Consider the following 22940-nt stretch of genomic DNA (forward strand, 5'->3'; position numbering starts at 1 on the left):
TGCTTGACACGGTGGATTCATCGCCAGCAAGATCGTCCACATGCAGACAACACACACATACGACGTGCTCATCAGCGAGGTCGGCCCGCGCGACGGACTCCAGTCGGTCGCGCGCACGATGGCAACCGCCGACAAATTCGCGTGGATCGATGCGCTGGTCGCCGCCGGGTTGCAGGAGATCGAAGTGGGCTCGTTTGTCTCGCCCAAGCTGTTGCCGCAAATGGCGGACACCGCCGATGTGGTCAGGCACGCACGCGGGCATGCGGGCGTGACCATCATGGCGCTGGTTCCCAATCTGCGTGGCGCGCAGGCCGCGATGCAGGCGGGCGTGCACAAGATCACCATGCCGATCTCCGCGAGCCGCGCGCATTCGCTCGCCAACGTGCGCAAGACTCCCGAGGAAATGGTCGACGAAGTGCGCCAGATCGCCGCGCTGCGCGACGACATCGCGCCCGGTGTTCATATCGAAGCGGGCATCTCCACCGCCTTTGGCTGCACCTTGCAAGGCCTGGTGCCCGAGGACGAGGTGATCGCGCTCGCGGTTGCCTGCGTCGAAGCGGGCGTGGACGAATGCGGACTCTCGGACACCACCGGAATGGCCAACCCCGCGCAGGTCAGGCGGCTGTTCACGCGCCTGATCGCACAGCTTGGTGACAGGGCCGGCGCGGCGCACATGCACAACACGCGCGGCCTGGGACTGGCCAATTGCCTTGCCGCCCATGAGGCCGGAACCCGCACTTTCGATGCATCGCTTGCGGGCCTCGGCGGATGTCCCTATGCGCCGGGAGCTTCCGGCAACGTGGTGACCGAAGACCTGGTCTTCATGTTCGAAGCCATGGGCATTCGCACCGGCGTCGATCTCGCGCGCCTGATCGCCGCACGCGAGCCGCTCGCGCTGGGCTTGCCCGGCGAGCCGCTCTACGGCATGACGCCGCTTGCCGGTCTGCCCAAGGGCTTCGCACCCCAACACTACCGCTGAACAGGCCCACATGACAGAACAATCACCGCCCGCATCCACCAGCGATCACACAAGGCTGCCGTACAGCGGCATCCGCGTGGTCGAATTCGTCCACATGGTCATGGGCCCGAGCTGCGGGCTGATGCTGGCGGATATGGGCGCGGAAGTCATCAAGGTTGAACCCGTCGGCCATGGCCGCGATGGCGATGCCACACGCAAGCTGCTGGGCTCGGGCGCGGGCTTTTTCCCGCTGTTCAATCGCAACAAGAAAAGCGTCGCGCTCGATCTGCAGACGCCCGAGGGCAAGGAGGCTGCGCTCCGGCTGATCGCCACCGCCGACGTGGTCAGCGAGAACTTCAAGCCCGGCACCATGCGCAAGCTCGGCCTCGACTACGAAAGTCTCAAGGATCGGTTTCCGCGCCTGATCTACGTGAGCCACAAGGGCTTTCTGCCCGGCCCCTACGAACACCGCACGGCCCTCGACGAGGTCGTGCAGATGATGGGCGGCCTTGCCTACATGACCGGACGCCCCGGCGATCCGCTGCGCGCGGGCACGAGCGTGAACGACATCATGGGCGGCATGTTCGGGCCATGGGCGCGATGGCCGCGCTCGCGCAGCGCGAGAAGACTGGCAAGGGCCAGGAGGTGCAGAGCGCGCTGTTCGAGAACAACGTGTTCCTGATCGGCCAGCACATGATGCAATACGCCGTGACCGGCAAACCCGCGGCGCCGATGCCCGCTCGCATTTCCGCGTGGGCGATCTACGACGTGTTCGAGGTGAAAGATGGCGACCAGATCTTTCTCGCCGTGGTCAGCGACACGGCCTGGCGAATCTTCTGCGACGCCTTCGACCTGCCCAAGCTGCGCGACGATCCGCGCCTGCACAGCAACAACGCCCGCGTGGTTGCACGCGAATGGCTGATCCCGCTGTTGCGCGAGAAGATGGCCCAACACAGCTCGGCGCACATTGCAGAGGTGTTCGAATCAAACGGCCTGCCCTTCGCGCCCATCGCCATGCCGCACGAACTGCTCGACGACAGGCACCTCAACGAAAGCGGTGCGCTGGCCCCTATGGAACTGCCCGATGGCCGCATGACGAAGACGGTGTTGCTGCCGTTGACACTCGACGGCAAGCATCTGGAAGTCCGCCTGTCGCCGCCCAGGCTCGGCGAGCACAGTCTCGAAATCCTCACGCAACTGGGTTACAGCGCGGAAGAAGCCAAGGCCCTGTCGTCCGGCGAACCATAAGCAACATGCGCCGACGCTGCGGCGCGTGCAATGCAGTGAAGAACGAAAAAAACGCCAGGCGGCATGACCGGCTGGCGTTTTTTGAGAGGGGTCGCTGAATCACTTCAGCGAATCAGGCTCAGACGTTGCGCGCAAACGGGCCGGTGTCACCCACCTGCACGAGGCTGTCGGTCTGCGCGTCCGCCCGTTCCTTGATGGCCCGCGTCGATTTCGCAATCGCGGGCTTGGGAAAGGGAGCCTTCTTGGCCGATCCCTTGCTCTTGGCTGCGCCCTTCTTCGCTGCGACGGTCGGCGCCGGCAATGCCTTTTGCGCCGACGCCTTCTTCGCCGCGGGCTTGCTGCGCGCCACTTCGACCTCCGCCACGCAATCGGCAAAGTAGCTCACGTTGCCATCCACATCCTCGATCTCGACCAGACCGTGAATGTCGGTCTCGAAACCAGGGCTCAGCGCCGAGAACTCGCGCGAGAACTTGAGGTAGTCGACGATCTTCTTGTTGAACACTTCGCCCGGAATCAGCAACGGAATGCCTGGCGGATACGGCGTGATCAGGCTCGTCGTGATGCGGCCTTCGAGTTCATCGATTGGCACGCGCTCGGTGCGACGCTGTGCGATGTGCGCGAACGCATCGCTCGGCTTCATCGCCGGTGTCAGGTCCGACAAGTACATCTCGGTGGTGAGACGCGCGATGTCGTACTTCGCGTAGAGCTGGTGCACGTGCTGGCACAGGTCGCGCAGGCCCATGCGCTCGTAGCGCTTGTGCTGCTGGCAAAACTCGGGAAGGATGCGCCACATCGGCTGGTTCTTCTCGTAGTCGTCCTTGAACTGCTGCAACGCCGCGAGCAGCGTGTTCCAGCGGCCCTTGGTGATGCCGATGGTGAACATGATGAAGAACGAGTACAGGCCCGTCTTCTCCACGACCACGCCGTGCTCGGCCAGGTACTTGGTGACGATGGACGCGGGAATGCCGGTCTTGTCGAACTTGCCGTCCAGATTCAGGCCCGGCGTGACGATGGTCGACTTGATCGGGTCGAGCATGTTGAAGCCGTCCGCGAGCGGGCCGAAGCCGTGCCACTTGGTGTTGCCGGACTTCTTGCTGCCCTTGGTGTCGCCGCGAATGATCCAGTCTTCGGCCGTGCCCACGCCTTCGTCGGCGAGCTTGTCCGGTCCCCAGACCTTGAACCACCAGTCGCCCTTGCCGAATTCCTCTTCGACCTTGCGCATCGCGCGGCGGAAATCGAGCGCCTCCAGCAGCGACTCTTCCACCAGCGCGGTGCCACCGGGCGGCTCCATCATCGCGGCGGCCACGTCGCAGCTGGCGATGATGCTGTACTGCGGCGAGGTCGAGGTGTGCATCAGATACGACTCGTTGAACAACGGACGATCAAGCGGCACGGTCTGCGAGTCCTGCACCAGCACGTGGCTGGCCTGGCTGATGCCGGCCAGCAGCTTGTGAATGGACTGCGTTGCGTACACCACCGAATGTTTGGGACGCGCACGCTTCTTGCCCATGGCGTGGTAGCTGCCGTAGAACGGATGGAAGGCTGCGTGCGGCAGCCAGGCCTCGTCAAAATGCAGGTTGTCCACGTAGCCATCGAGCATGTTCTTGATGGTCTCGGTGTTGTAGAGCACACCGTCGTAGGTCGATTGCGTGATCGTCAGGATGCGCGGCTTCACGGTCTTGGCATCGACGCCCTTGAGCAGCGGATTCGCCTTGATCTTGGCCTGGATCGCGCTGTGCTCGAACTCGCTCTTGGGGATCGGGCCGATGATGCCGAAGTGATTGCGCGTCGGCTTCAGGAACACTGGAATCGCGCCCGTCATGATGATCGAATGCAGGATCGACTTGTGGCAGTTGCGATCCACCACCACCACGTCGCCCGGAGCGACGGTGTGATGCCACACCATCTTGTTCGACGTAGACGTGCCGTTGGTCACGAAGAAGCAGTGATCGGCATTGAAGATGCGCGCCGCGTTGCGCTCGCTCTCGCCAATGGCGCCGTTGTGGTCCAGCAACTGACCCAGTTCCTCCACCGCGTTGCAGACGTCCGCGCGCAGCATGTTCTCGCCATAGAACTGGTGGTACATCTGCCCCACCGGGCTCTTGAGGAACGCCACGCCGCCGCCGTGACCCGGGCAGTGCCACGAGTACGAACCGTCTTCGGCGTAATCGAGCAGCGCCTTGAAGAACGGCGGCTGCACGCCTTCGAGATACGCCTTGGCCTCGCGCACGATGTGGCGCGCGACGAATTCCGGCGTGTCCTCGAACATGTGGATGAAACCGTGCAGCTCGCGCAGGATGTCGTTGGGCAGATGGCGCGCCGTCTTGGTCTCGCCATGCACGTAGATCGGCACCTCGGTGTTCTTGCGTCGCACCTCGGTGATGAAGCTGCGCAGGCTCAGCACGATGGGGTCGATACCCGTGTCCGACGTGAATTCCTCGTCGTCGATCGACAGAATGAACGCGCTCGCACGGCTTTGCTGTTGCGCGAACTGCGTGAGGTCGCCATAGCTCGTCACGCCGAGGACGTCAAAGCCCTCCTGTTCAATGGCGGACGCCAGCGCGCGGATTCCCAGACCGGAAGTATTCTCGGAACGGTAGTCTTCGTCGATGATGACAATAGGAAAGCGGAATTTCATGCGCTGACTCCAGCAAGCAAGGGGCGAAAAAAACGAAACAGCCGCGAAGTGTAAGGAATCTGCGTGTCCATTCTTCAAACGGGGCAGTATTTCGCCCAAAATGTCTCGGTTAAAAGACAGCTTTCAAACCCTCACGGCAAGGAGAACCGCCCATGCAACTCGATCATTCCACCCTCTGGTGGATCGCGGCCGGCATCACCGTCGCAGCGGAACTGCTGATCGGATCGTTCTACCTTCTCATGATCGCGCTCGGCCTGGCCGCCGGCGGTCTGGCCGCCTACATGGGACTCGGCTTCACCGGACAGGTGCTGATCGCCGCGCTCGTCGGCGCGCTCGCGGTGCTTGCCTGCTATTTCGTGCGGCGTGCACGCCCCGGCGACCCGTCGCCACGCGCAGACCGCAGCGTGAATCTCGATATCGGCGAGACCGTGATCATCGACGCTTGGGCCAGCGACGGCACGGCACAGGTGAAATACCGCGGCGCCAACTGGACCGCCATTCACCGCCCCGGCATCACCCCTGCCACCGGCACGCACCGGGTGTCCGAACTCGTCGGCAACCGCCTGCTCGTCGATCCCGTCTGAGCAACAAGGGCTTGCACGCCCGTCGTTATCATGCGCCGTACCCCTCCATTCACTGAAGGAAGCAGACCATGGAATTCGCCATAGTTCTCGCAGTCATCGCCGCCATCTTCATTGCGCGCTCCGTCAAGATCGTTCCTCAGCAGCATGCGTGGGTGAAAGAGCGCCTCGGCAAATACGCGGGCACGCTCGCCCCGGGCCTCAAATTCATCATCCCCTTCATCGACAAGATTGCCTACAAGCACAGCCTCAAGGAAATCCCGCTCGATGTGCCAAGCCAGGTCTGCATCACGCGCGACAATACGCAGTTGCAGGTCGATGGCATCCTCTACTTTCAGGTGACCGACCCGATGCGCGCGAGCTACGGCTCAAGCAACTACATCACCGCCGTCACACAACTCGCACAGACGTCGCTGCGCAGCGTGATCGGCAAGCTCGAACTCGACAAGACCTTCGAGGAACGCGACATGATCAACGCACAGGTCGTCTCCGCCATCGACGAGGCCGCGCTCAACTGGGGCGTGAAGGTGCTGCGCTACGAAATCAAGGATCTGACACCGCCCGCAGAAATCCTGCGCTCCATGCAGGCCCAGATCACCGCCGAACGTGAAAAGCGCGCCCTGATTGCCGCCTCCGAAGGCCGTCGCCAGGAACAGATCAACATCGCCACCGGCGAACGCGAGGCCTTCATCGCCCGCTCCGAGGGCGAAAAGCAGGCCGCCATCAACCAGGCCCAGGGCGAAGCCGCCGCCATCACCGCCGTCGCCGACGCCACCGCCCAGGCCATCGAACGAATCGCCACCGCCATCCGCCAGCCCGGCGGCGAGCAGGCCGTCCAACTCAAGGTCGCCGAAAAAGCCGTAGACGCCTACAGCAAGGTCGCCGCCGACGCCACCACGACACTCGTCGTTCCCAGCAACATGACGGAAGTCTCCGCCCTCGTCACCTCGGCCATGAAGATGATCCAGACAGGCCAACGCAGCGGTTGAGCGATGATGCTTCGCAAAAGTTTTTGGACGAAAAACACAAACTTCGCGGCCTGCCGCATTTTCTAATCTATAATTGAGGGCTTCCGGAGAGGTGGATGAGCGGTTTAAGTCGCACGCCTGGAAAGCGTGTGTGGGCTAATCCCCACCGCGGGTTCGAATCCCGCCCTCTCCGCCAGAATAGCAAAAGGCCTTGATTTTCAAGGCCTTTTTCCTTTTTTGACGTATTCGTCGCGGCTAAAAATGTGCAAAGCACGTGAGGCCGACGGTCGTACTCTGGCTCTGGCTCGCCAGAGCTTCATCCCCACCGCGTGACTACGCCGCAGTACCCACTTCCCGTTCCCACGCCAGGAACGAGTCATAGGCGCGGTCCAGCAGTTGTCTGAGTTGCACCCATTCGTTGGGCGTCAACTGGGCGAACATCTGCCCTTCCAGCGACTCGCCGATCTTGTTGCTTTTCTTGCAGACGCGTTCGCCCTCCTTGGTGAGAGAGAGCAATTGCAGTCGGCTGTCATTCGGGTTCGGCATGCGTTGGACGAGCCCGCGCTTTTCCAGATAGGAAATGTTCTTGGACATCAGCGTTTTGTCCAACACCAGCTTGCGACGCAGCTCCGTGGCGGTTACGCCGGGGCTCTCCAGTAGCAATCGCAGCACACGCAACTCCCGCACTCGCAGGTTCACGGCCTTCAGGTAGTGCGGGTTGGCCGCTTTGATGGCCGCAGTCTTGAGTAGCTCCAACTGGTAGGTGAGATATGCCATGGTGTACCTTGGTGTCGTCGGTGGCCTGAGGATATTTCCTCCCCGATTGTCAAAGGTCGTCCGAGTGGAAACAAGCCGTCAAGCTGAATCCACTGAGGCAACTCAGAGCATCGGGCAGGACGTAGCAGACAGACACCATGGCAAGGGGCCGCTTCGACGTGCGGCGCTCAACGCAGATAACTTTGCGCGATGGCTACCCAGTAGGCCGCTCCAACGGCGAGGTTCGACGGGTCGAATACATACTTTGGATGGTGCACCATGGGCGTGTCGCCGTTGCCGATGAATGCATAGACGCCGGGCTTTTGCTGCGCGTAGAACGCAAAATCCTCGCTGCCCATGAACGTGGGGCCGGGTACGACCACGTTGTCTTCCCCAAGCAGATCGCGCGCGATGCGCACGCAGCTTTGAGTTTCATCTCCATCGTTGAAAAGCACCGCGCCGGGCTGGCCTTCGCGGATGACGTGCTGGACGTTGTAGGCCTGGGCGATGGCGCTGGATATGGCGCGTATGCGCTCGAGCACCAACGTGCGCGTTGCAGCGGTACAAGTGCGGGTGCTCAAGCGAAGCAATGCGGACTGCGGAATCACGTTGCCCGCATCGCCCGACTGGAACGCTCCCACGCTCACCACGGCCGAATCCTTGGCACCTACATTGCGCGAAACAATGGTCTGTAGCGACATCACCAGCGCGGCGCCAGCGACCAGCGGATCGATGCTCTTCTCCGGCATGGAGCCGTGGCTGCCCTTGCCGGTCAATTCGATTTCCCAGTTGTCCACCGCCGCCATGATCGGGCCTTCGGTGAAATACAGCTTGCCTACGTCGAGCCCCGGCATGTTGTGCAGGCCGAAAATCCGGTCCATGGGAAAGCGTTCAAACAGCCCCTCCTTGATCATCGCCGGTGCGCCGCCCATGATTTCCTCAGCGGGCTGGAAAATCAGGTTCAGCGTTCCGTCGAAATTGCGGTGCCTGGCGAGATACTCTGCCGCGCCCAGCAGCATCGAGGAATGCGCATCGTGTCCGCACATGTGCGACTTGCCGGGCACTTCGCTCTTGTAGGGAAGATCCGAATCCTCGCGCACCGGCAAGGCATCGGTGTCGGCCCGCAGACCGATGGAGGCCTTACCATCACCCACCTTCAAACGGGCCACGACGCCGGTCTTGGCGATACCTTCCGTGACTTCGTAGCCCCAGCCGCGCAATTGCTCGGCGATATAGGCTGCGGAACCGGACTCTTCAAATGCGAGTTCGGGGTGGCGATGCAGATAGTGGAAATGCTTTTCCAACGCGCCCTGTTCGGACTTCAACTGATTCAAAAGTGCGTTCATGAAATAACTCCTATGGGATGTGGATGAATGCGTGAGCCTCACGCGGCAGACGCGTCACGCGTTCTTCTTGCCTTTCGGGATGGTGAACATGATGGAAATGACCGCGAACACGACCATCACCAGATTGAAAAGCAGCGCGATGATGGCCGCCTCGCGGGTAGCGACGTTGTCCTGGCGTCCCGCGAAATTGATCAGGCCCTCCATCCATTGCACGCTGGAGTTGTCCATGCGCAGCGCGGTGAAGATGGCAGCGGAGATCGCAACGCCAAAGGCACCGCCCAGCGAAGAAGCCATCTTGTAGATACCGGCGCCGGAGCCTGCCTGGTCAGCGGGCAGGTTGGACAGGGCCGCGTCGGTCGACGGTGTCGCGTAGAACGCCAGTCCAATACCGAACAGCGTGTACGCAATGATGGACATGATCTTGTAGTCGTCCAGCATCAGGTTGGCCGGCATGAGCAGGATGATGGAAACTCCGGTGATCAGGCAGCCCCAGATCATGGGCTTGCGCGAACCGAAGCGCTGCAAAAGCTTTTCGCCCACGCGGATGAACGCGATGATGGCAATCGCATAGCCCAGCGTCAGCATGCCCGCCTGCTGGGCCGAGAGTCCACCGCCCAACTGCAGCAGTTGCAGCGAAACGATCAGCATCCCGGCCACACCATTGAGCATGAAGTTGGAGATGGTCGCGCCGGTGAAAATCGGGTTATTGAACAGTTTGAAATCGACGAAACTGTTTTCCGCCCTCGCCTCGAACCAGAAGAACAGCCCACCCGCAACGAAGGTGACCGCCACCATCAGCAATACCAGAGGGCTGGTCCAGCCGAACTTGTTGCCTTGTGTGACGACGATCTGCAGCGCCACCATCGCGACCATGAAGCTCAGAATGCCCGGAATATCCAGCTTGTGGCTGCCGGTGCTGCGTACCTTGCTTTCGGGCGTGCCGCGCACCATCAGCATGCCGACCAGCGAAACCGCTGCGCATGCAAAGAAGATCCAGCGCCAGCCGAAATTTTGCGAGACCAGTCCGCCAAACATGGCACACAGGCCCGAGCCTCCCCAAGAGCCGATGGACCACATGCTCACGGCGCGCTGGCGTTCCGCGCCCTGCCAGTAGGTTTTCACCAAAGCGAGACTGGCCGGCATGATGCACGCGGCGGAAATGCCCTGGATGGCGCGTCCGACCATCAGGAACGGTATCGCCAGATCGCCCTTCGGTGCCAGCGCGATCAGCAGCGCGCCGACGATGCTCAGCACGAAGCCCAGCATCATGATGCGCACACGCCCCACGCGATCGGCGAGCCCGCCCATCACCACAATGAACATGCCGGAGAACAGTGCCGTGATGGCCACTGCGATGTTCATCAGATTCGGCTCGATGCCCAGATCGGCCTGCATGTCCGGGCGACGTTGAGCGTCGTCTGTGCGAACAGCCAGAAGGCGATCACGCCCAAGATGATGCCGAACAGCACCCTATCGTTGCCTTTGTACGGCTGGTTTGCAGAATCGAGTGATGTACTCATTTTCCGTTCCTTTAGTTAATTTCGAAGGCCCGGAAATGCCACACGTCTGCGCAGGTCATCGAGCACCTCAGCGCCAGGACGCGTGCGTCACCGTTTCCTTCTCAAGTAGTTGAAAAATTCAACAGTTGAAAAGGTAAACTTTTTGAAAAGGAAAGGCCACGCACATACATGCATGAATTCGCAGATTCCCCGGATGGGGTCGAATTTCGCGCGACAAATTGCGCGAACACATGCGATGGCGCGACTGCACTTGACGATTTGCGAGCGGCTGTGCAACTTCATGCGCGGTGTCGTTGGTACCGCAGAATTGCTTCGCTACCGATATCGAGAAGGAACGCCATTAGCGAACGTCATTGCGACGTTCTGGCTCACCTTATCAGCCGCACAAGTCAAATTGGCGACGAGGACTGAAGAGCCCTTTCCACGTAGCTGCCGGGCAAGCCAGGGCCGCCCTTCGCGTTGGCTTAAGAACGTTCCGTCGAGCGGCGTCCCCGCAGCACTCTGACAGCGCTGAACGCCAGGGCCAGCATCATGATGAACAGCGCCCACTGAGACAATGTGGGAACCGCGACCGCGCCGGGTGCGTCAACCGTGCCGACGACGCCTGGTCCACCCGCATCGATGATGACGCCGTTGGCGCTGAGATCATCATCGCCCGGGCCGCCATCGACGATGGTGAGTCGCACGGTGTTGCCGACGATGTTGGCACCGGGAAATGCATACCAATGCGGCGCAGCGCATTCCGATGCACTGCTGCATCCAAGGCCCGAGGGTGTGGGACCGTATTTCCAGTAGACCGCGCCGGATGGCAAAGTCGCGGGATAGGTCACATGCACCTCGGCTGCGCTGCCGGGTGTGCCGCCTTCGAGCACGAAATCGAACAGGCCATGCGGAAACGACACATTGGCCGGGGCAGAGCCAATGGTCGAGGCGGCGATGAATGCGGCAGAGCGGAACCTCCAGCCCGAACCGCCAGCCACATCCGCCGAGGCGGCTCCCGACGAGGTCGGCGTCTGCGCCCAAGGGCCGAGCAGGTGGCGATCTGCGCGTTGGCGGCCTCGCAACTCCATTGGTACGCGCCATTGGCCGACCTGATCGCCGATGCGTTGCCCACGGCGCAGAGGTTGGCACGCGGCGCAATCACGCTTGCCACACCGCCCGCGCTGCCGCACAGCGCTGTGGACGTGCCGAGTGGCGTGACCGGTGCTGATGCTACCGAAGCCTCGCCGACACCGATACTGTTGCGCGCCGCGACGGTGCATGTGACGGGCATGCCGCTCGCAAGACCCGAGACCGTGATCGGAGAAACGGTAGCGCTGGCACTTTGCGCGCCACAGGTCGCGATGAAGTCGATCAGGGGCGGATTTCCCAGCGTCTCCGCGGCTGCGGTGAAGCTCACCTGCACCCGCCCTTCTCCTGCAATGACGCCTGCAATGACTGGTGGCTTGGGCACGAGGGCAGCCTTGGCTACCTGTTGCAGCGCCACGGCATCCGCAGGCGAGATACCCAGATCGACGGCAGCCAGTTCACCTGCGCCGAGCGTCGTCGGGTCCATGCCCGAGATGCGGCCCAGGTGCACGAGTGCGCTCAGGTACGAGCCGTATTTGCTCGGATGAAAGTAGTCGGTATGCCAGAGATTGATCTTGCCCGCCTCGGGCACGTAGGGGTCGCGCATCGCCACGCCCGAACTCACCGCGCGCAGGAACGCGTCGCCGACCGGCGACACGCCTTTGAAGCGCGGATTCGCGGCCGCGCGGCCGAAGTAGCCTGCGTGGAAATCCGCCGTCATGGCTTCCAGCCCCTCGGCGGCCGTGTAGGTCGTGCCGTTTACGTTCGAGCCATTCGGCGCGATCAGATCCGGGCGCGCCCAGGTCTGGTAGAGATAAATGTCCGCGTTGGCGTTGGCATTGAGATTGGAGCCAGGCACGGTGCGCACCGCGTCACAGGTGGACTGCGATGCTCCCGTGATGCTGGAACAGTTCGCGCCGAACAGCTGCGTTTCGGTGAACGTGCCGCCTGCGCCATCGTGAATCCACTGCTCGAACTTGTCGGCATAGGCGTTGAAATACGGCAAATTCGCATTGTGGCTGCGGCCCGCAGGCAGTGGTTCGTCGCTCAGGTCCTGCAGCACGACGGTGGTCCATTTTTGCGATGCGGCGTTGCTGCGCAGATCCCAGCCTGCCGGGTTGGAGTTCAGGAAATGCCCGCGCAGCGACGCGGCATTGCGTGCGGAAATGGACACATCGTAGTCCAGTCCCACCTGCTCACTGAGCTTCTTGAACACGCCGGGAATGCCGCCCCAGGGATGCGGCTCATCGGCGTTGGAGCCGGTGGGATCGCGCTGCCACATCGCCATGGTGAGATCGGTGACGTTCGCGGTGTTGTAGCTCATGACCGGGTCGATCCGGCCAAAGGTATAGCTGTTGCCGAGAAACAGGATCACCTTTTTGGCGAAGGTCACATCGACGGTGCACGGCGCGTTCACGGGTTGTGTCGTATAGGTCGTGCCTTGCAACTGGCCCCCGCAAGTGCCACGCACCGCCACCGCATAGCCCTCGTCGGGAATCACGGTGAAACTTGCCGAACTGCCCTGCGGCACGCTTTGCGGCGCGTTGCCCGACACGCTGCCGTGACCCCTGCTGATGGGAGTGACGCTGAATACCGGCAGCGCGACAAAAGACGCGTTAACCGTGCAGTCCGCCGCAATCGGACCGGTGGTGTAGACCGACCCGGAAAGCGACCCGCCGCAGGTGCCGCCGACCGATGCCGAGTAGCCCGGCGCGGGCGTGACTGTGAACGCTGCAGTGCTACCGTAGGGCGTGGCCTGCACCGCGCTCGGACTGATGGCTCCATGCGCTCCGGCGCTCGGCGTGACGTTGAAGCTTTGCAGCGAAAACGTGACATCGACGCTGCAATTCCCGCCAATCGCCGAGGTGGTGTACGTGGTGCCGCTCAGCGTGCCGCCGCAGGTGCCGCCGACGTTCGCGCTGTAGCCCGCCTGCGGACTGACCGTGAAGGTCGTGCTTTGACCGGCGATCACCGTCGTCGGCAAGGCCGGCTGTATGCTTCCGCCCGGCGTGGCAGAAGGAGTCACGGTATACGTCGGCTGCTGTGTAAAGCTGACATTCACCGTGCAGTCTGCCGTGAGCGCCTGCGTGGTGTAGACGCCTGCATTCAGGCTGCCGCCGCAAGTGCCTGCAGCAACCGCCGTAAAGCAGGGATTCGGCGTGACATTGAAGCTCGCCGTCTGGCCGTGAAATACCGTTCTGAGTGGAGGATCGATGCTACCGTTGGCACCAGCGGCGGCAGTCGCCGTCACGCTCACTTCAGGGGCGAGCGCCACACCGCGAAAATTCTGCAACGCGCCCGCCGTGCTGAGGATTGTGGGCGTGCCGGAGAATGTTCCACCAAAGCCGCTGGCGTCAACCATCGAGACCAGCGTATTGCCGCCACGGATTGCGAACACCGTCACCGCGCCAGCGGAAACGGTCGCCGTCAATCCTCGATACGCATCCGCTGAACCGCCCACCGTGCCTCGTGCCACCCAGCTTCCCGCCGCAAGGGAATACTTGGCTATGCCCATGTTCTCATCTGCCACATAGAGCGTGTCCACACCGGGCGCGCCATCAAGATCCAGCAGCGCGAAAGCGTAGGAATTGGGAGTCTCCGCATCGCTCAGTCCCGGCAATCGCGTGGCGGTGGTTGAAGACGTCGGCGTGCCCGAGCCGACGCGATTCACGCCCTTGAACGATTCGGTGCCTGTGTTCGAGCTGTTGTAGAGCTGCCCGTCCACCACCATCAGTGCGCGTACGTTGGCCGGGGTTGCCGCCACGATCGTCGCGGTGGTACCACCGACGGACGCGGCGCGCGTGCCATCCACACCGCTGCTGATCCACAGGTTCGTGCAGTCGGAGCTTGCGGCCCCGCGAAAGTTGTTGGCACCGGAGGTGTGACCCGTCAGTGCGGTCGTGGTGTCCACCGCGCCGTCTCGCGAAACAATGCCACCACGCGAGGAACGCCGGCTGCGCTCACCAGATTGCCGCTGTTGGTCACCGCCGGATCGCGACCGTAACCGGGCACGACCAGGCAGCGCTTGTCCTGGGAGCGGGTCATCCAGCCATCGGTCAGCGCCGTGCCACTGCTGGCAAACGGCTGCTGCGCTCCATTGGCCGAGGTGGGCATGGCAATCGATTGCACCAGGTTTCCGTTGGGCTGGAACTCATCCAGAAATGCCGGATTGCCCGTGGTCACCAGCGCCCCCGCGCCATTTCCCACGCGCAGTACCACCACATTGCCCGGAGTGAACGCCGCCGCAACTGCGGGAGCGCTTTGGCATACGGTCACGACCAGGGACAGGCAGAGAAGCGCTCGCCGAGTGAAGATTGCTCGCATGGTTGTTTGTCTCTTTTGTTTTGTTGGATTTCGTTCGGGCCGGAGCACGGCTGTCGCGTGATCCTATGCGCGGCATATGCGAAAGTAAAATATCTTCAACATGGGATTTGCATATCTTTTGCATATGCAAAAAGACACTCTTGCGATCCGCAAAACGCCCGATTCAGCGGTTGGCTTCGCGCTCCACCTGCTCGGCAAAATCCTGCGCGGTGCCCATGAATGGCTGGTTGTTCGCCTCCAGCAGTCGGTCGCGAATCGTCGATGACCGCAACGCCTGCTCGACCGACTGGTTGATCTGCTCCACCAGATCGACAGGCGTTCCCTTGGCCGCGAACAGGCCGAACAGCGAATCGAGATTGGCCTGCGCGTAACCCAGTTCCGCGAGCGTTGGCACATCGGCAAGCAGCGGAAGGCGCTGCGGCGCTCCCACCGCCAGCGCCTTGAAGCGGCCTTCGCGCAGTGCATTCAACTGCTGGGACGCCACGTTGGTGGACAGCACCTCGAAATGCCCGCCAAGGGCATCGGTCAACTGCTGCCCTCCTCCCTTGTACGGCACGTGGATGATGTGCACGTTGGCCTGCCGACTGATGCGCTCCAGTACTGCGTGTCCGGTCGTGCCCTCGCCCGTCGTTGCCCAGCGCAATTGGCCGGGATGGCTACGCGCATAGTCCACCATGTCCGCCAGCGTCGTTCCTTCCAATGCAGGCGTGCCGACCAGCAGCAGCGGCGTGCGCATCACACCCGCAACCGGAACCACGGGCAGCGGCGTCACGCTCTTGCCGACGGATCGGCGCAACTCCGCATCACGCATCGCGGCCAACGCGGCGGATGCCGTGAAGACCAGCGTGCGCCCGGTGGGCGGGCTGCGCGCGAGCAGATCGAGCGCCAGCGTTCCACCCGCGCCGGGACGGTTTTCCACCAGCACCGGGACCTTCAATTGTTCGGACCACTGCCGCGCAAGCGAACGCGCCACCAGATCGCTTACTCCGCCCGTCGGATAGGCGACCACGATGCGCACGCCGTCCGCCGGCCAGCGCTGCGATGCGCTCGTCCACGAATGCATGGCCGCCAGCGAGACCCCCGCCCCGCCCGCGCAAGCAGCGTTCGCCGTGTGCAAGCCCGGGCTTGAGGATCGGCGGAAGGTTCGCGTTGCCCGGGCATGGTTCTGTCAGCGGCTCTTGGCCATGTGGCGCCTGGCCAGCTTCTTGGCGAGCGCGATGAACGAGCCCAGTGGTCCTTCGCAGTCATTTGCGCGATAGACCAGCGTGAGCGGCGCGCTCAGATTGACCGACGGGTCGAACGCGCGATACACCACGGCGTCGTGGTGCGAGCCCTTGATCGACGCGGGCACGATGGACAGGCCCACGCCCGCCGCGACCAGATTCACATTGGTCATCATGCGTTCGACCTCGGCGGCGATCTCCACCTGCACGTTCCGGCGCGCACACAGCGCGAGCAGATTGGCATAGAGGCCGGGTGCGCCGGGGCGTCGCACCAGCACCAGACGTTCACCGTGCAATTCGTCGAGCAGCACGGGCCGGTGCCGTTCCTCGGCCAGTCGATGGTCCACCGGAATGGCGAGCAGCGACTCCTCCTGCAACAGTGCCTCGAACGCTAGGCCCTCGGGCTGCGCTACCGGCACGCGCAGAAATCCGCAGTGCAGGCGCTGCGCGGCTACGGCTTCGGTGATCTCGGCAGCGTTGTTCTCGCTCACGCTCAGGAGAATGTCCGGACGCTGCTTGCGGCAGGTACGAAGCACCTCGGGCGTGAAGGCGTGCGCTGCGGCGGAGCTCGTGAAGCCCACTTGCAGATGCCCGCGCTCGCCGCGTGCGAACGCCTGCATGCGCGCGGTCACGGCGTTGAAATCGGCCAGCAGCCGCTCGGCCTCGCCGCGCAACTCGCGCCCCGCATCCGTTAGATCGACGCCCTTGGCGTGGCGGTGAAACAGCGTCGTGCCCAGTTCGGTCTCCAGCGCGCGGATCTGCAGTGACAGCGGCGGCTGCTGAATGCCAAGGCGTTCGGCCGCACGCGTGATGTGCCCGCTCTCGGCGACGGCCAGAAAGTAGCGCAGATGCCTCAGTTCCATATATCTAAAAAGTATGCAATTGATATTTTAGAAATCTTTGAAATATTTTAAAAGTGACTCCAGAATCCGGTTCACACGGTGCCAAAGCCTTTCTACCACCGTTCGGCACGGGCCGCTTTCAGTTCCAAAAACTCCAGGAGACATGTTCCATGCGTTTGAATCTTCGCCCCTCCGGCCTTTCTCTGCTCGTTCTGTTGGCGCTCACCGGCTGCGGTGGGGGCTCGGTGGTGCTGCAAGGCCCATCGACCTCCGATGAGGCAGCGCCACAGCCAGCCGCCTGCCCTGCCGAGGTTCCCACCGACGCCAAATGCCTCTCGGGCCGCGACTCCAAGGGTGCGTTCTACATGATCGCCATGCCCGCGAAATGGAGCGGCACGCTCGTGATGCATGCCCATGGCGGGCCGGATCTGCAGGCGCCCGATCTCGCGCGTTCGCAAGAAGACCTGACCCGCTGGTCGATCATGGTGAAGGCCGGTTATGCGTGGGCGGGCTCGTCGTATCGCCAGGGCGGCGTGGAAGTACGCGCGGCCGCCGAAGACACCGAACGCCTGCGCGGCATCTTCCGCAAACACGTCGCCAAACCCACGCGGACGATTCTGCATGGACAGTCCTGGGGCGCGGGCGTTGCCGCCAAGGGTGCGGAGATGTTCACCGAAGACACCGTCGGCGAGCGCCCCTACGATGGCGTGCTGCTCACGAGCGGCGTGCTCGGTGGCGGTACACGCTCGTATGATTTCCGGCTCGACCTGCGCGTGGTCTACCAGTATCTCTGCGGCAACCACCCACGCCCGACCGAGCCGCAATATGCACTGAATCTCGGCCTGCCCGCCGACGTCACCATGAAACAGGCCGACGTCGCCCTGCGCGTCAATGAATGCCTTGCGCTGAACAAGCCCGCCGCCGAGCGCACTGCCGCGCAGAGCGCGAAGATCAAGACGATTGTCGATGTGATCAAGATTCCCGAAAGCGCGATCCAGTCGCACATGAACTGGAGCACGATGCACTTTCAGGACATCTCCGCCAAGCGCACCGGCGGCGCGAGCCCGTTCGGCAACGAAGGCGCGGTCTACAGCGGCTCCGGCGACGACGTGGCGCTCAATGCCGGGGTGTTGCGCTACAAGGCCGACACCTCCGCGTACCAGAAGTTCGCGACCGACTCCGACCCCGTTGGCAAGATTCCCGTGCCCGTGCTCTCGACCAAATGGATCAGCGACCCCACGGCTTTTGTCGAACTCGACTCGCGTTTTCGCGACGTGATGCGCCAGGGCGGCAGCAGTGACCGCCTGGTGCAGACTTTCACCACCAAGGGCACCCACAGCTTCATCAGCGATCCCACCTATCCCACGCTGATGACCGCATTGCTGCGCTGGGTGGATGCGGGCGTCAAGCCCACGCCCGCCGACATCGCCAAGGCCTGCCCCGGCTTCGAGGCGCAGTTCGGCACAGGCTGCGTCTTCAACGCGGACTACACCTCGCCCGCGCTCGAAACCCGCGTGCCCGCCCGCCAGCGCCCGCAATGAGCGGCTGAAACCTACAGGTTTTCGCTCCATGCCCACGACAAATGCCTACTCGCTTTTTCTTTCAGGACTTTGCACCATGAACGCCCTCATTCCACTCTCCGCGATCACCCTGGCCGCTCTCACCGCACTTGGCGCCCAGGCACAGACCTATCCCGCAAACGGCAAGACCATCACCATCGTCGTGCCCTTCACGGCGGGCGGCCCCACCGACCGCGTCGCGCGTGATCTCGCCGAAGCCCTGCGCAAGCCGCTGGGCGGTGCGACCATCGTGGTGGACAACACCGCAGGCGCGGGCAGCTCCATCGGCGCGGCCAAGGTGGCGCGCGCCAATCCCGACGGCTACACGCTGCTGCTCAACCACATCGGCATGGCCACGATTCCCAGCCTCTACCGCAAGCTGCCGTTCAACGTCGAGAACGATTTCGAATACCTTGGCATCATCAACGATGTGCCGATGACGCTGGTCGGCAAGCCCACGCTGCCCGCCAACAACTACAAGGAACTGGTTGCATGGATCGCGGCCAACAAGGGCAAGATCAATCTCGCGAACGCCGGTGTCGGCTCCGCCTCGCATCTGTGCGGCCTGATGTTCCAGTCCGAACTCAAGACCGACATGACACCCGTCCCCTACAAGGGCGCAGCGCCCGCGATTGCCGACCTGATGGGCAACCAGGTCGATCTGCTGTGCGACCAGACCACCAACACCACCGGCCAGATCGAATCCAAAAAGGTCAAGGCCTACGCCGTCACCACGCCCAAGCGCCTCACGACACCGAGCCTCAAGGACCTGCCAACCCTCAAGGAATCGGGCCTCGGCAATTTTGAAGTCACCATCTGGCACGGCCTCTATGCCCCAAGGGCACACCCGCTGCCGTCGTCAAGACCATCAACGACGCCCTCAAGGTGGCACTAAAAGACCCCGAATTCATCAAGCGCGAGGAAGCGCTCGGCGCGGTCATCACCGCCGACAAACGCATCGAACCGGCTGAACATAAAAAATTCGTCTCCTCGGAAATCGGCAAGTGGGGGCTGTGATCAAGGCGGCGGGGGAGTATGCGGATTGAGGGATGCGCGGTGCGAGTGGAGGGACTGCGGGGGTTTTGGACGTGTGCCGCAGTTTTCATATACGAATGATTGGTCGCGTAGGAGCTTTAAAATTTGATTAGAGGGATTTCATTTTTCGCAATGAGATGCCAACGACGGCTGTGCGTAGTGGCCGTCATCCGCAGCGGTCAATCAAAGTTCAAAGTTTCACTGCGAACGACCGCTGTGCAGCGGTTGCTGTCGCTCATGGCTGCATCGTGACCTATCGGTCACAACTAAATAGCTATCATCCAAGGTTCAAGACTGTCGGCTGCCCAACGACAGGTTCCAGGCGAGCAGCCGCCAGTGACCATCAATGCAGCCCGTGAGACTGCTGGAGGTCGGCTATTGCGGCTCACGACTGGCGTTGCCGACCCTTTGCGGACCTCAAGCTAGCCAGACTGGGCACCAATTAGCGATCCTCGTGTCGACTGACACGGTGACATCACGCAGAGCTAAGTGACTGGCTAGGTAATTGGAGTGCGCCCTCGCACGAAGACCGTAGTCAGCTTGAGCAGCTTTGCTCAGAAGTAGAATTCTTTGGTGTCGTTATCGTCGTTCACCTCACTGCCCGTTTCGTCCTCATCCGAGGACTCGTCTTCATCGAAGACGACACCCTCGTATCCACCGTCACCTGCTTCGTACTCAAGATAGTCGTCGGCGTCGTCGCGCTCAAAGAAGTCATCGAGGTCATTCAGCTTGAACTTCTCCAGCGTGCCGGGCTTCAGGTTAAACAGTAGTTTTGATGATGCCGTTTGATCGTAGAAACGGATACCAAAAGCATGAAGTTTCTTAAAATAGTCATCGGCCAATATGCGCGCGCTATTGAACCCACCCCACCCTCGGATTCCCGCCTCGTAGCACATCAGCCAGAGTTCTTCGCGCAATGAATCTTCTCCATCAATTGATCGCCAGAAGGTATCTTTTGGAGCACTTTCCAACTTGCCAGATTCGGAAAGATCCATCAGAAGTAGGGCGCACACGGAGCTTTGCATGGAAGCGACCAAGTCTACGCCAGCTTGTTCTAGCTGAATGTCCAGTTCCTTGCACATCCAGAGACACCAAGCCACTTCGCTGTGGTGGCCTAAAGCTGCATGCTCAACAATCAGCGTATTCAGGGTGCGCTGAATTCGTCGGCCGTTGAGCTTGTAGGCGTAGACCTTGTATGTTGCGAGAATCTGAGAAATAGTCTGCAAGGTGTTCGGGTGAGACAGGGCGATGTGGCAGATATGCGCCTCAAACGATTCCCAGTTCTCTGGCTTGATGAGCACCGAGGACGCTCGCTTCAGCGCGTACGTCATGACGTTCTCATCGGCATTTTTCGCCGCAATGTTTTTAGCAAATTCGAAGAAATGATGAATGTCAGATCTTTGTTTTCTGACATGCTTGGCGATTTCAAAGTTACGAAGCTGCCGCGTCCAGTAGTCATCAACGATCTCAGAGACCGGACAAATGTATGTCTTCTCGAAATTGATCTGAAGTTCAAACTCCTTCAGTGCCCTAGACAGTGCGGCAAGTGCCGATTCTGCTTCGGCCAGGGACGGGAAAAACAAGTAGTAGTCATCCACATAGCGAAACCCCGCTGGCCAAGACTTCAGCGAATCCCGCAGCAAAAGGTCCACGGACGTCGAGATGGTCTCTGCGACGACGTGCGATGTGTCCGGACCAATCGGCAAACCCATTGTTTGCTCGTCCTGTCCTTGCCGCAGTGCCTGGTCAATAAGATTGCCGAAGTACCTCCCCGTAGAATCCCACCGTTTTGCCTTGGCAACCAACTTAGAGTGCAGTGCCCAAGGAACTGAGTGTGTGTAAACCGTTGGAAAGAACCGAGAAACGTCTGTACGAAGCATGTATCTGAAACCGGCCGAATCTAGCACCATGCGCTCATGGAGACGTTGCATCGATGGGATACAGGCTGCGCGACCACCTGCCCGAAGAAAGCGTGGGTGACTCGCACTAAGACGGGACTTCCGAAAGTGCTGCAGAAAATCAGCCCAGTGCCTTGCAACGAAGGTCACCAAGAACAGCTGCGGCACTGGGTTAACGATGCTTGTCATGCGCCGCTGGTGCCCTACGCGAGCTACACTGAAGAACTCAGGTTTGCAAGCGGGTGCTTTATTGCCTTTTCTGTTCACATCCCATTGCAACTGAAGCACAGCCAGATTTGACGCAAATTGTTGTGTTGTAAATGCAGGGGCAATTGCGATGGAAAGTACCCATTCGACAAAAGAGCTTCCGTTCGATTCATTTTCCAATTCCTTCAGGTCTCCTATATGTTGGCGTTGGGTCGATCCCCGACGCCACCACCCAGCATCAAAGTGTTCGTTTGCTTGACGCGGTGCGCCTCCTATAGATTTCTTGGTCTTGACGCGGTAGTTGTGCTCGGGCCTCCGACAATCTGGGCTGCAGGATCATGATGGTGCGTGGCGCAGTGGACTAGAGATTGCGTCCGGAACGATCTGCCTAACGCACACCGTTTGGAGTATCCAGATACGGCACGCTCACTAACGCGCTTGCCCGACAAACAACTCCCATAAAAACTCGGCGGCCCCTCCTGGGATAAGTGCTTGTCGTGACCACTACCCAAATACATACCCATGGACTTGAAGTGCATGGATTGGTCGCCGGCCTCTGGGTTTAGCATCTCGTTGTACGATCCCGGCGAGGCCGATGAGTCGTACGAGAACATGATTGCGTTGCTGCGTCCAAGCGAATCGAGGCGTACCGAGCACTCCGCAATCGTCTTACCGCTGCGATAGAGGATCGCCGCCATGCGGCGAGAGTCGATGCGATCAAAGGTGCCAGTGATTTCGGGGTTACGCTCGCCTATGGCTTGAACCGAGCCATCGAAAAATCTGCAGATGAAGTCGAAGCTCGAGCGCACAAATTCGTCAGCATCTTTGTCTGTGAATTCCTGCTTAAGGCGCAGATTGCTTGAGCGAGGTTGATTCGAGGCGATAGCTATCAGCCCCGCCGAAACAGAGCTAGCCTTCGCCGACTTCGCCGCAGCGGCGCTGATCGCCTCGACGGCTTGTCGAACCTGCCTTGCAACGTCGGCAAGCGCTTCGTCGCGGTCGGGCCAGGAGGCGACGGGCTTCCCATCACGAGGTGCCGCCAGGAGCTTGCCGAAGGGTGCCCTAGTCCAGTCACAGTGGCGTAAGATTATTGGCATGACCCGAGCCTCACCAGCACCGTGGCGCTCCATAGCCCGTACCATCTCCCGCGAATAGCAATACGCCGAGTTGATGAAGTCCGAACTCACCAGTAGCAATATGATGTCCGCTGCCTCAAGCTGGCTGAATATGGTGTCGTCAACTTCGTCGCCCGCGACGATTCGGCGGTCGTGCCAAGCTTCGACTAGCCCTCGTGCTTGAGCAAAGCAAGATGAGCTTCGAGTTCGTTGCGTAGGACCTCGTCTTTGTGACTGTACGAGAAGAAGATGGTAGTCATACATTCACACTCCAGCGGCAGATGCTTTAGAAGCGCCCGAACACTCGAGCAAGGAATCCGACCATGGTGACGGCAGTGGGTACGCGCCATAGTGCCTCTGACAACTGCAAGTTAAGAAACTGGGAATCATGAGCACAGGATACACTTTTTCATGCGTGTTTAAAAAAGTCCCAACTTAATGAAAGCACCTCATATACCGATCCGTACTCCGCCTTCGGCAACTCTTAACGTGCCCCCCCCCGCAGTCGTGAGCGACCGACGGAAGGGGTTGGGCCGGCCGCGAGCGAACGACCTTTCGGCGATATGGAAACTGCTACGCGCCAAGGACGCCGAATTCCTAGTGTCGACCGGCTATCCAACGACGCCGATGTAGCCAACTTGCACTACCGTCCCC

The 22940-nt window shown here is 61.2% G+C and carries 16 protein-coding genes, 1 tRNA gene and 2 pseudogenes; 7 read left to right on the top strand and 12 right to left on the bottom strand.

The window, feature by feature from the left end; genetic code table 11:
- The first annotated feature begins 40 nt into the window (after positions 1-40).
- Together H9K75_RS03030 and H9K75_RS03035 are read left to right on the top strand one after the other, a co-directional pair.
- On the top strand, positions 41-979 hold the full coding sequence (locus H9K75_RS03030) for a hydroxymethylglutaryl-CoA lyase (RefSeq protein WP_187724722.1): 939 nt from the start codon (positions 41-43) through the stop codon (positions 977-979).
- Positions 980-989: 10 nt separating this feature from the next.
- A pseudogene (locus tag H9K75_RS03035) lies at positions 990-2206 on the top strand (CaiB/BaiF CoA transferase family protein).
- A gap of 118 nt (positions 2207-2324) precedes the next feature.
- Here H9K75_RS03035 and H9K75_RS03040 read toward each other — a convergent pair.
- Entirely contained in the window at positions 2325-4844 is a 2520-nt protein-coding gene (locus H9K75_RS03040) for an arginine/lysine/ornithine decarboxylase (RefSeq protein WP_187724723.1), read from the bottom strand.
- A 152-nt stretch (positions 4845-4996) separates the two neighbouring features.
- Between H9K75_RS03040 and H9K75_RS03045 the strand changes: the two genes are divergently transcribed.
- From H9K75_RS03045 to H9K75_RS03055, 3 genes are all read left to right on the top strand, one after another.
- On the top strand, positions 4997-5428 hold the full coding sequence (locus tag H9K75_RS03045; RefSeq protein ID WP_187724724.1) for an NfeD family protein: 432 nt from the start codon (positions 4997-4999) through the stop codon (positions 5426-5428).
- 68 nt (positions 5429-5496) lie between these two features.
- Positions 5497-6414 (top strand): SPFH domain-containing protein, encoded by a 918-nt coding sequence (locus H9K75_RS03050; RefSeq protein WP_187724725.1) that lies wholly within the window; start codon positions 5497-5499, stop codon positions 6412-6414.
- Positions 6415-6499: 85 nt separating this feature from the next.
- Positions 6500-6589 (top strand) — tRNA-Ser (locus H9K75_RS03055).
- Between the two features lie 137 nt (positions 6590-6726).
- On the opposite strand, the gene H9K75_RS03060 is transcribed toward H9K75_RS03055, so the two are convergent.
- The 9 genes from H9K75_RS03060 to H9K75_RS03095 all read right to left on the bottom strand — a co-directional run bounded on the left by H9K75_RS03060 (position 6727) and on the right by H9K75_RS03095 (position 16493).
- Positions 6727-7170 (bottom strand): MarR family winged helix-turn-helix transcriptional regulator, encoded by a 444-nt coding sequence (locus H9K75_RS03060; RefSeq protein WP_187724726.1) that lies wholly within the window; start codon positions 7168-7170, stop codon positions 6727-6729.
- A gap of 167 nt (positions 7171-7337) precedes the next feature.
- Positions 7338-8495 (bottom strand): M20 aminoacylase family protein, encoded by a 1158-nt coding sequence (locus H9K75_RS03065; RefSeq protein WP_187724727.1) that lies wholly within the window; start codon positions 8493-8495, stop codon positions 7338-7340.
- A gap of 54 nt (positions 8496-8549) precedes the next feature.
- Complete coding sequence (locus H9K75_RS03070) at positions 8550-9857, bottom strand: MFS transporter (protein WP_264293959.1); 1308 nt, start codon at positions 9855-9857, stop codon at positions 8550-8552.
- The gene (locus tag H9K75_RS23395; RefSeq protein ID WP_226858484.1) at positions 9857-10015 is read right to left on the bottom strand and encodes a hypothetical protein; all 159 of its coding nucleotides are present in this window, start codon (positions 10013-10015) and stop codon (positions 9857-9859) included. The genes H9K75_RS03070 and H9K75_RS23395 overlap by 1 nt, the downstream gene beginning before the upstream one ends.
- 464 nt (positions 10016-10479) lie before the next feature.
- The gene (locus tag H9K75_RS03075; protein WP_187724728.1) at positions 10480-10917 is read right to left on the bottom strand and encodes an IPTL-CTERM sorting domain-containing protein; all 438 of its coding nucleotides are present in this window, start codon (positions 10915-10917) and stop codon (positions 10480-10482) included.
- A complete protein-coding gene (locus H9K75_RS03080) occupies positions 10842-13994 on the bottom strand; it encodes a hypothetical protein (protein WP_187724729.1) in 3153 nt (1050 codons plus the stop codon). The genes H9K75_RS03075 and H9K75_RS03080 overlap by 76 nt, the downstream gene beginning before the upstream one ends.
- The gene (locus tag H9K75_RS03085; RefSeq protein ID WP_187724730.1) at positions 13973-14407 is read right to left on the bottom strand and encodes a hypothetical protein; all 435 of its coding nucleotides are present in this window, start codon (positions 14405-14407) and stop codon (positions 13973-13975) included. The genes H9K75_RS03080 and H9K75_RS03085 overlap by 22 nt, the downstream gene beginning before the upstream one ends.
- A gap of 163 nt (positions 14408-14570) precedes the next feature.
- Positions 14571-15470, bottom strand: a complete 900-nt coding sequence (locus H9K75_RS03090) for a tripartite tricarboxylate transporter substrate binding protein (protein ID WP_187724731.1) — start codon at positions 15468-15470, stop codon at positions 14571-14573.
- Positions 15471-15575: 105 nt separating this feature from the next.
- Positions 15576-16493 (bottom strand): LysR family transcriptional regulator, encoded by a 918-nt coding sequence (locus tag H9K75_RS03095; RefSeq protein WP_187724732.1) that lies wholly within the window; start codon positions 16491-16493, stop codon positions 15576-15578.
- A gap of 149 nt (positions 16494-16642) precedes the next feature.
- On the opposite strand from H9K75_RS03095, the gene H9K75_RS03100 reads away from it, so the two are divergent.
- Both H9K75_RS03100 and H9K75_RS03105 read left to right on the top strand, forming a co-directional pair.
- Positions 16643-18013, top strand: a complete 1371-nt coding sequence (locus tag H9K75_RS03100; protein WP_187724733.1) for a hypothetical protein — start codon at positions 16643-16645, stop codon at positions 18011-18013.
- A 76-nt stretch (positions 18014-18089) separates the two neighbouring features.
- Positions 18090-19077, top strand: a pseudogene (locus tag H9K75_RS03105) (tripartite tricarboxylate transporter substrate-binding protein).
- Positions 19078-19620: 543 nt separating this feature from the next.
- On the opposite strand, the gene H9K75_RS03110 reads toward H9K75_RS03105, so the two are convergent.
- Together H9K75_RS03110 and H9K75_RS03115 are read right to left on the bottom strand one after the other, a co-directional pair.
- Positions 19621-21351 (bottom strand): RNA-directed DNA polymerase, encoded by a 1731-nt coding sequence (locus H9K75_RS03110; RefSeq protein WP_226858485.1) that lies wholly within the window; start codon positions 21349-21351, stop codon positions 19621-19623.
- Positions 21352-21443: 92 nt separating this feature from the next.
- Positions 21444-22550, bottom strand: a complete 1107-nt coding sequence (locus H9K75_RS03115) for a toll/interleukin-1 receptor domain-containing protein (RefSeq protein WP_226858486.1) — start codon at positions 22548-22550, stop codon at positions 21444-21446.
- Positions 22551-22940 lie beyond the last annotated feature (390 nt).

Source organism: Diaphorobacter aerolatus (assembly GCF_014489535.1).
GTDB lineage: Bacteria > Pseudomonadota > Gammaproteobacteria > Burkholderiales > Burkholderiaceae_C > Diaphorobacter_A > Diaphorobacter_A aerolatus.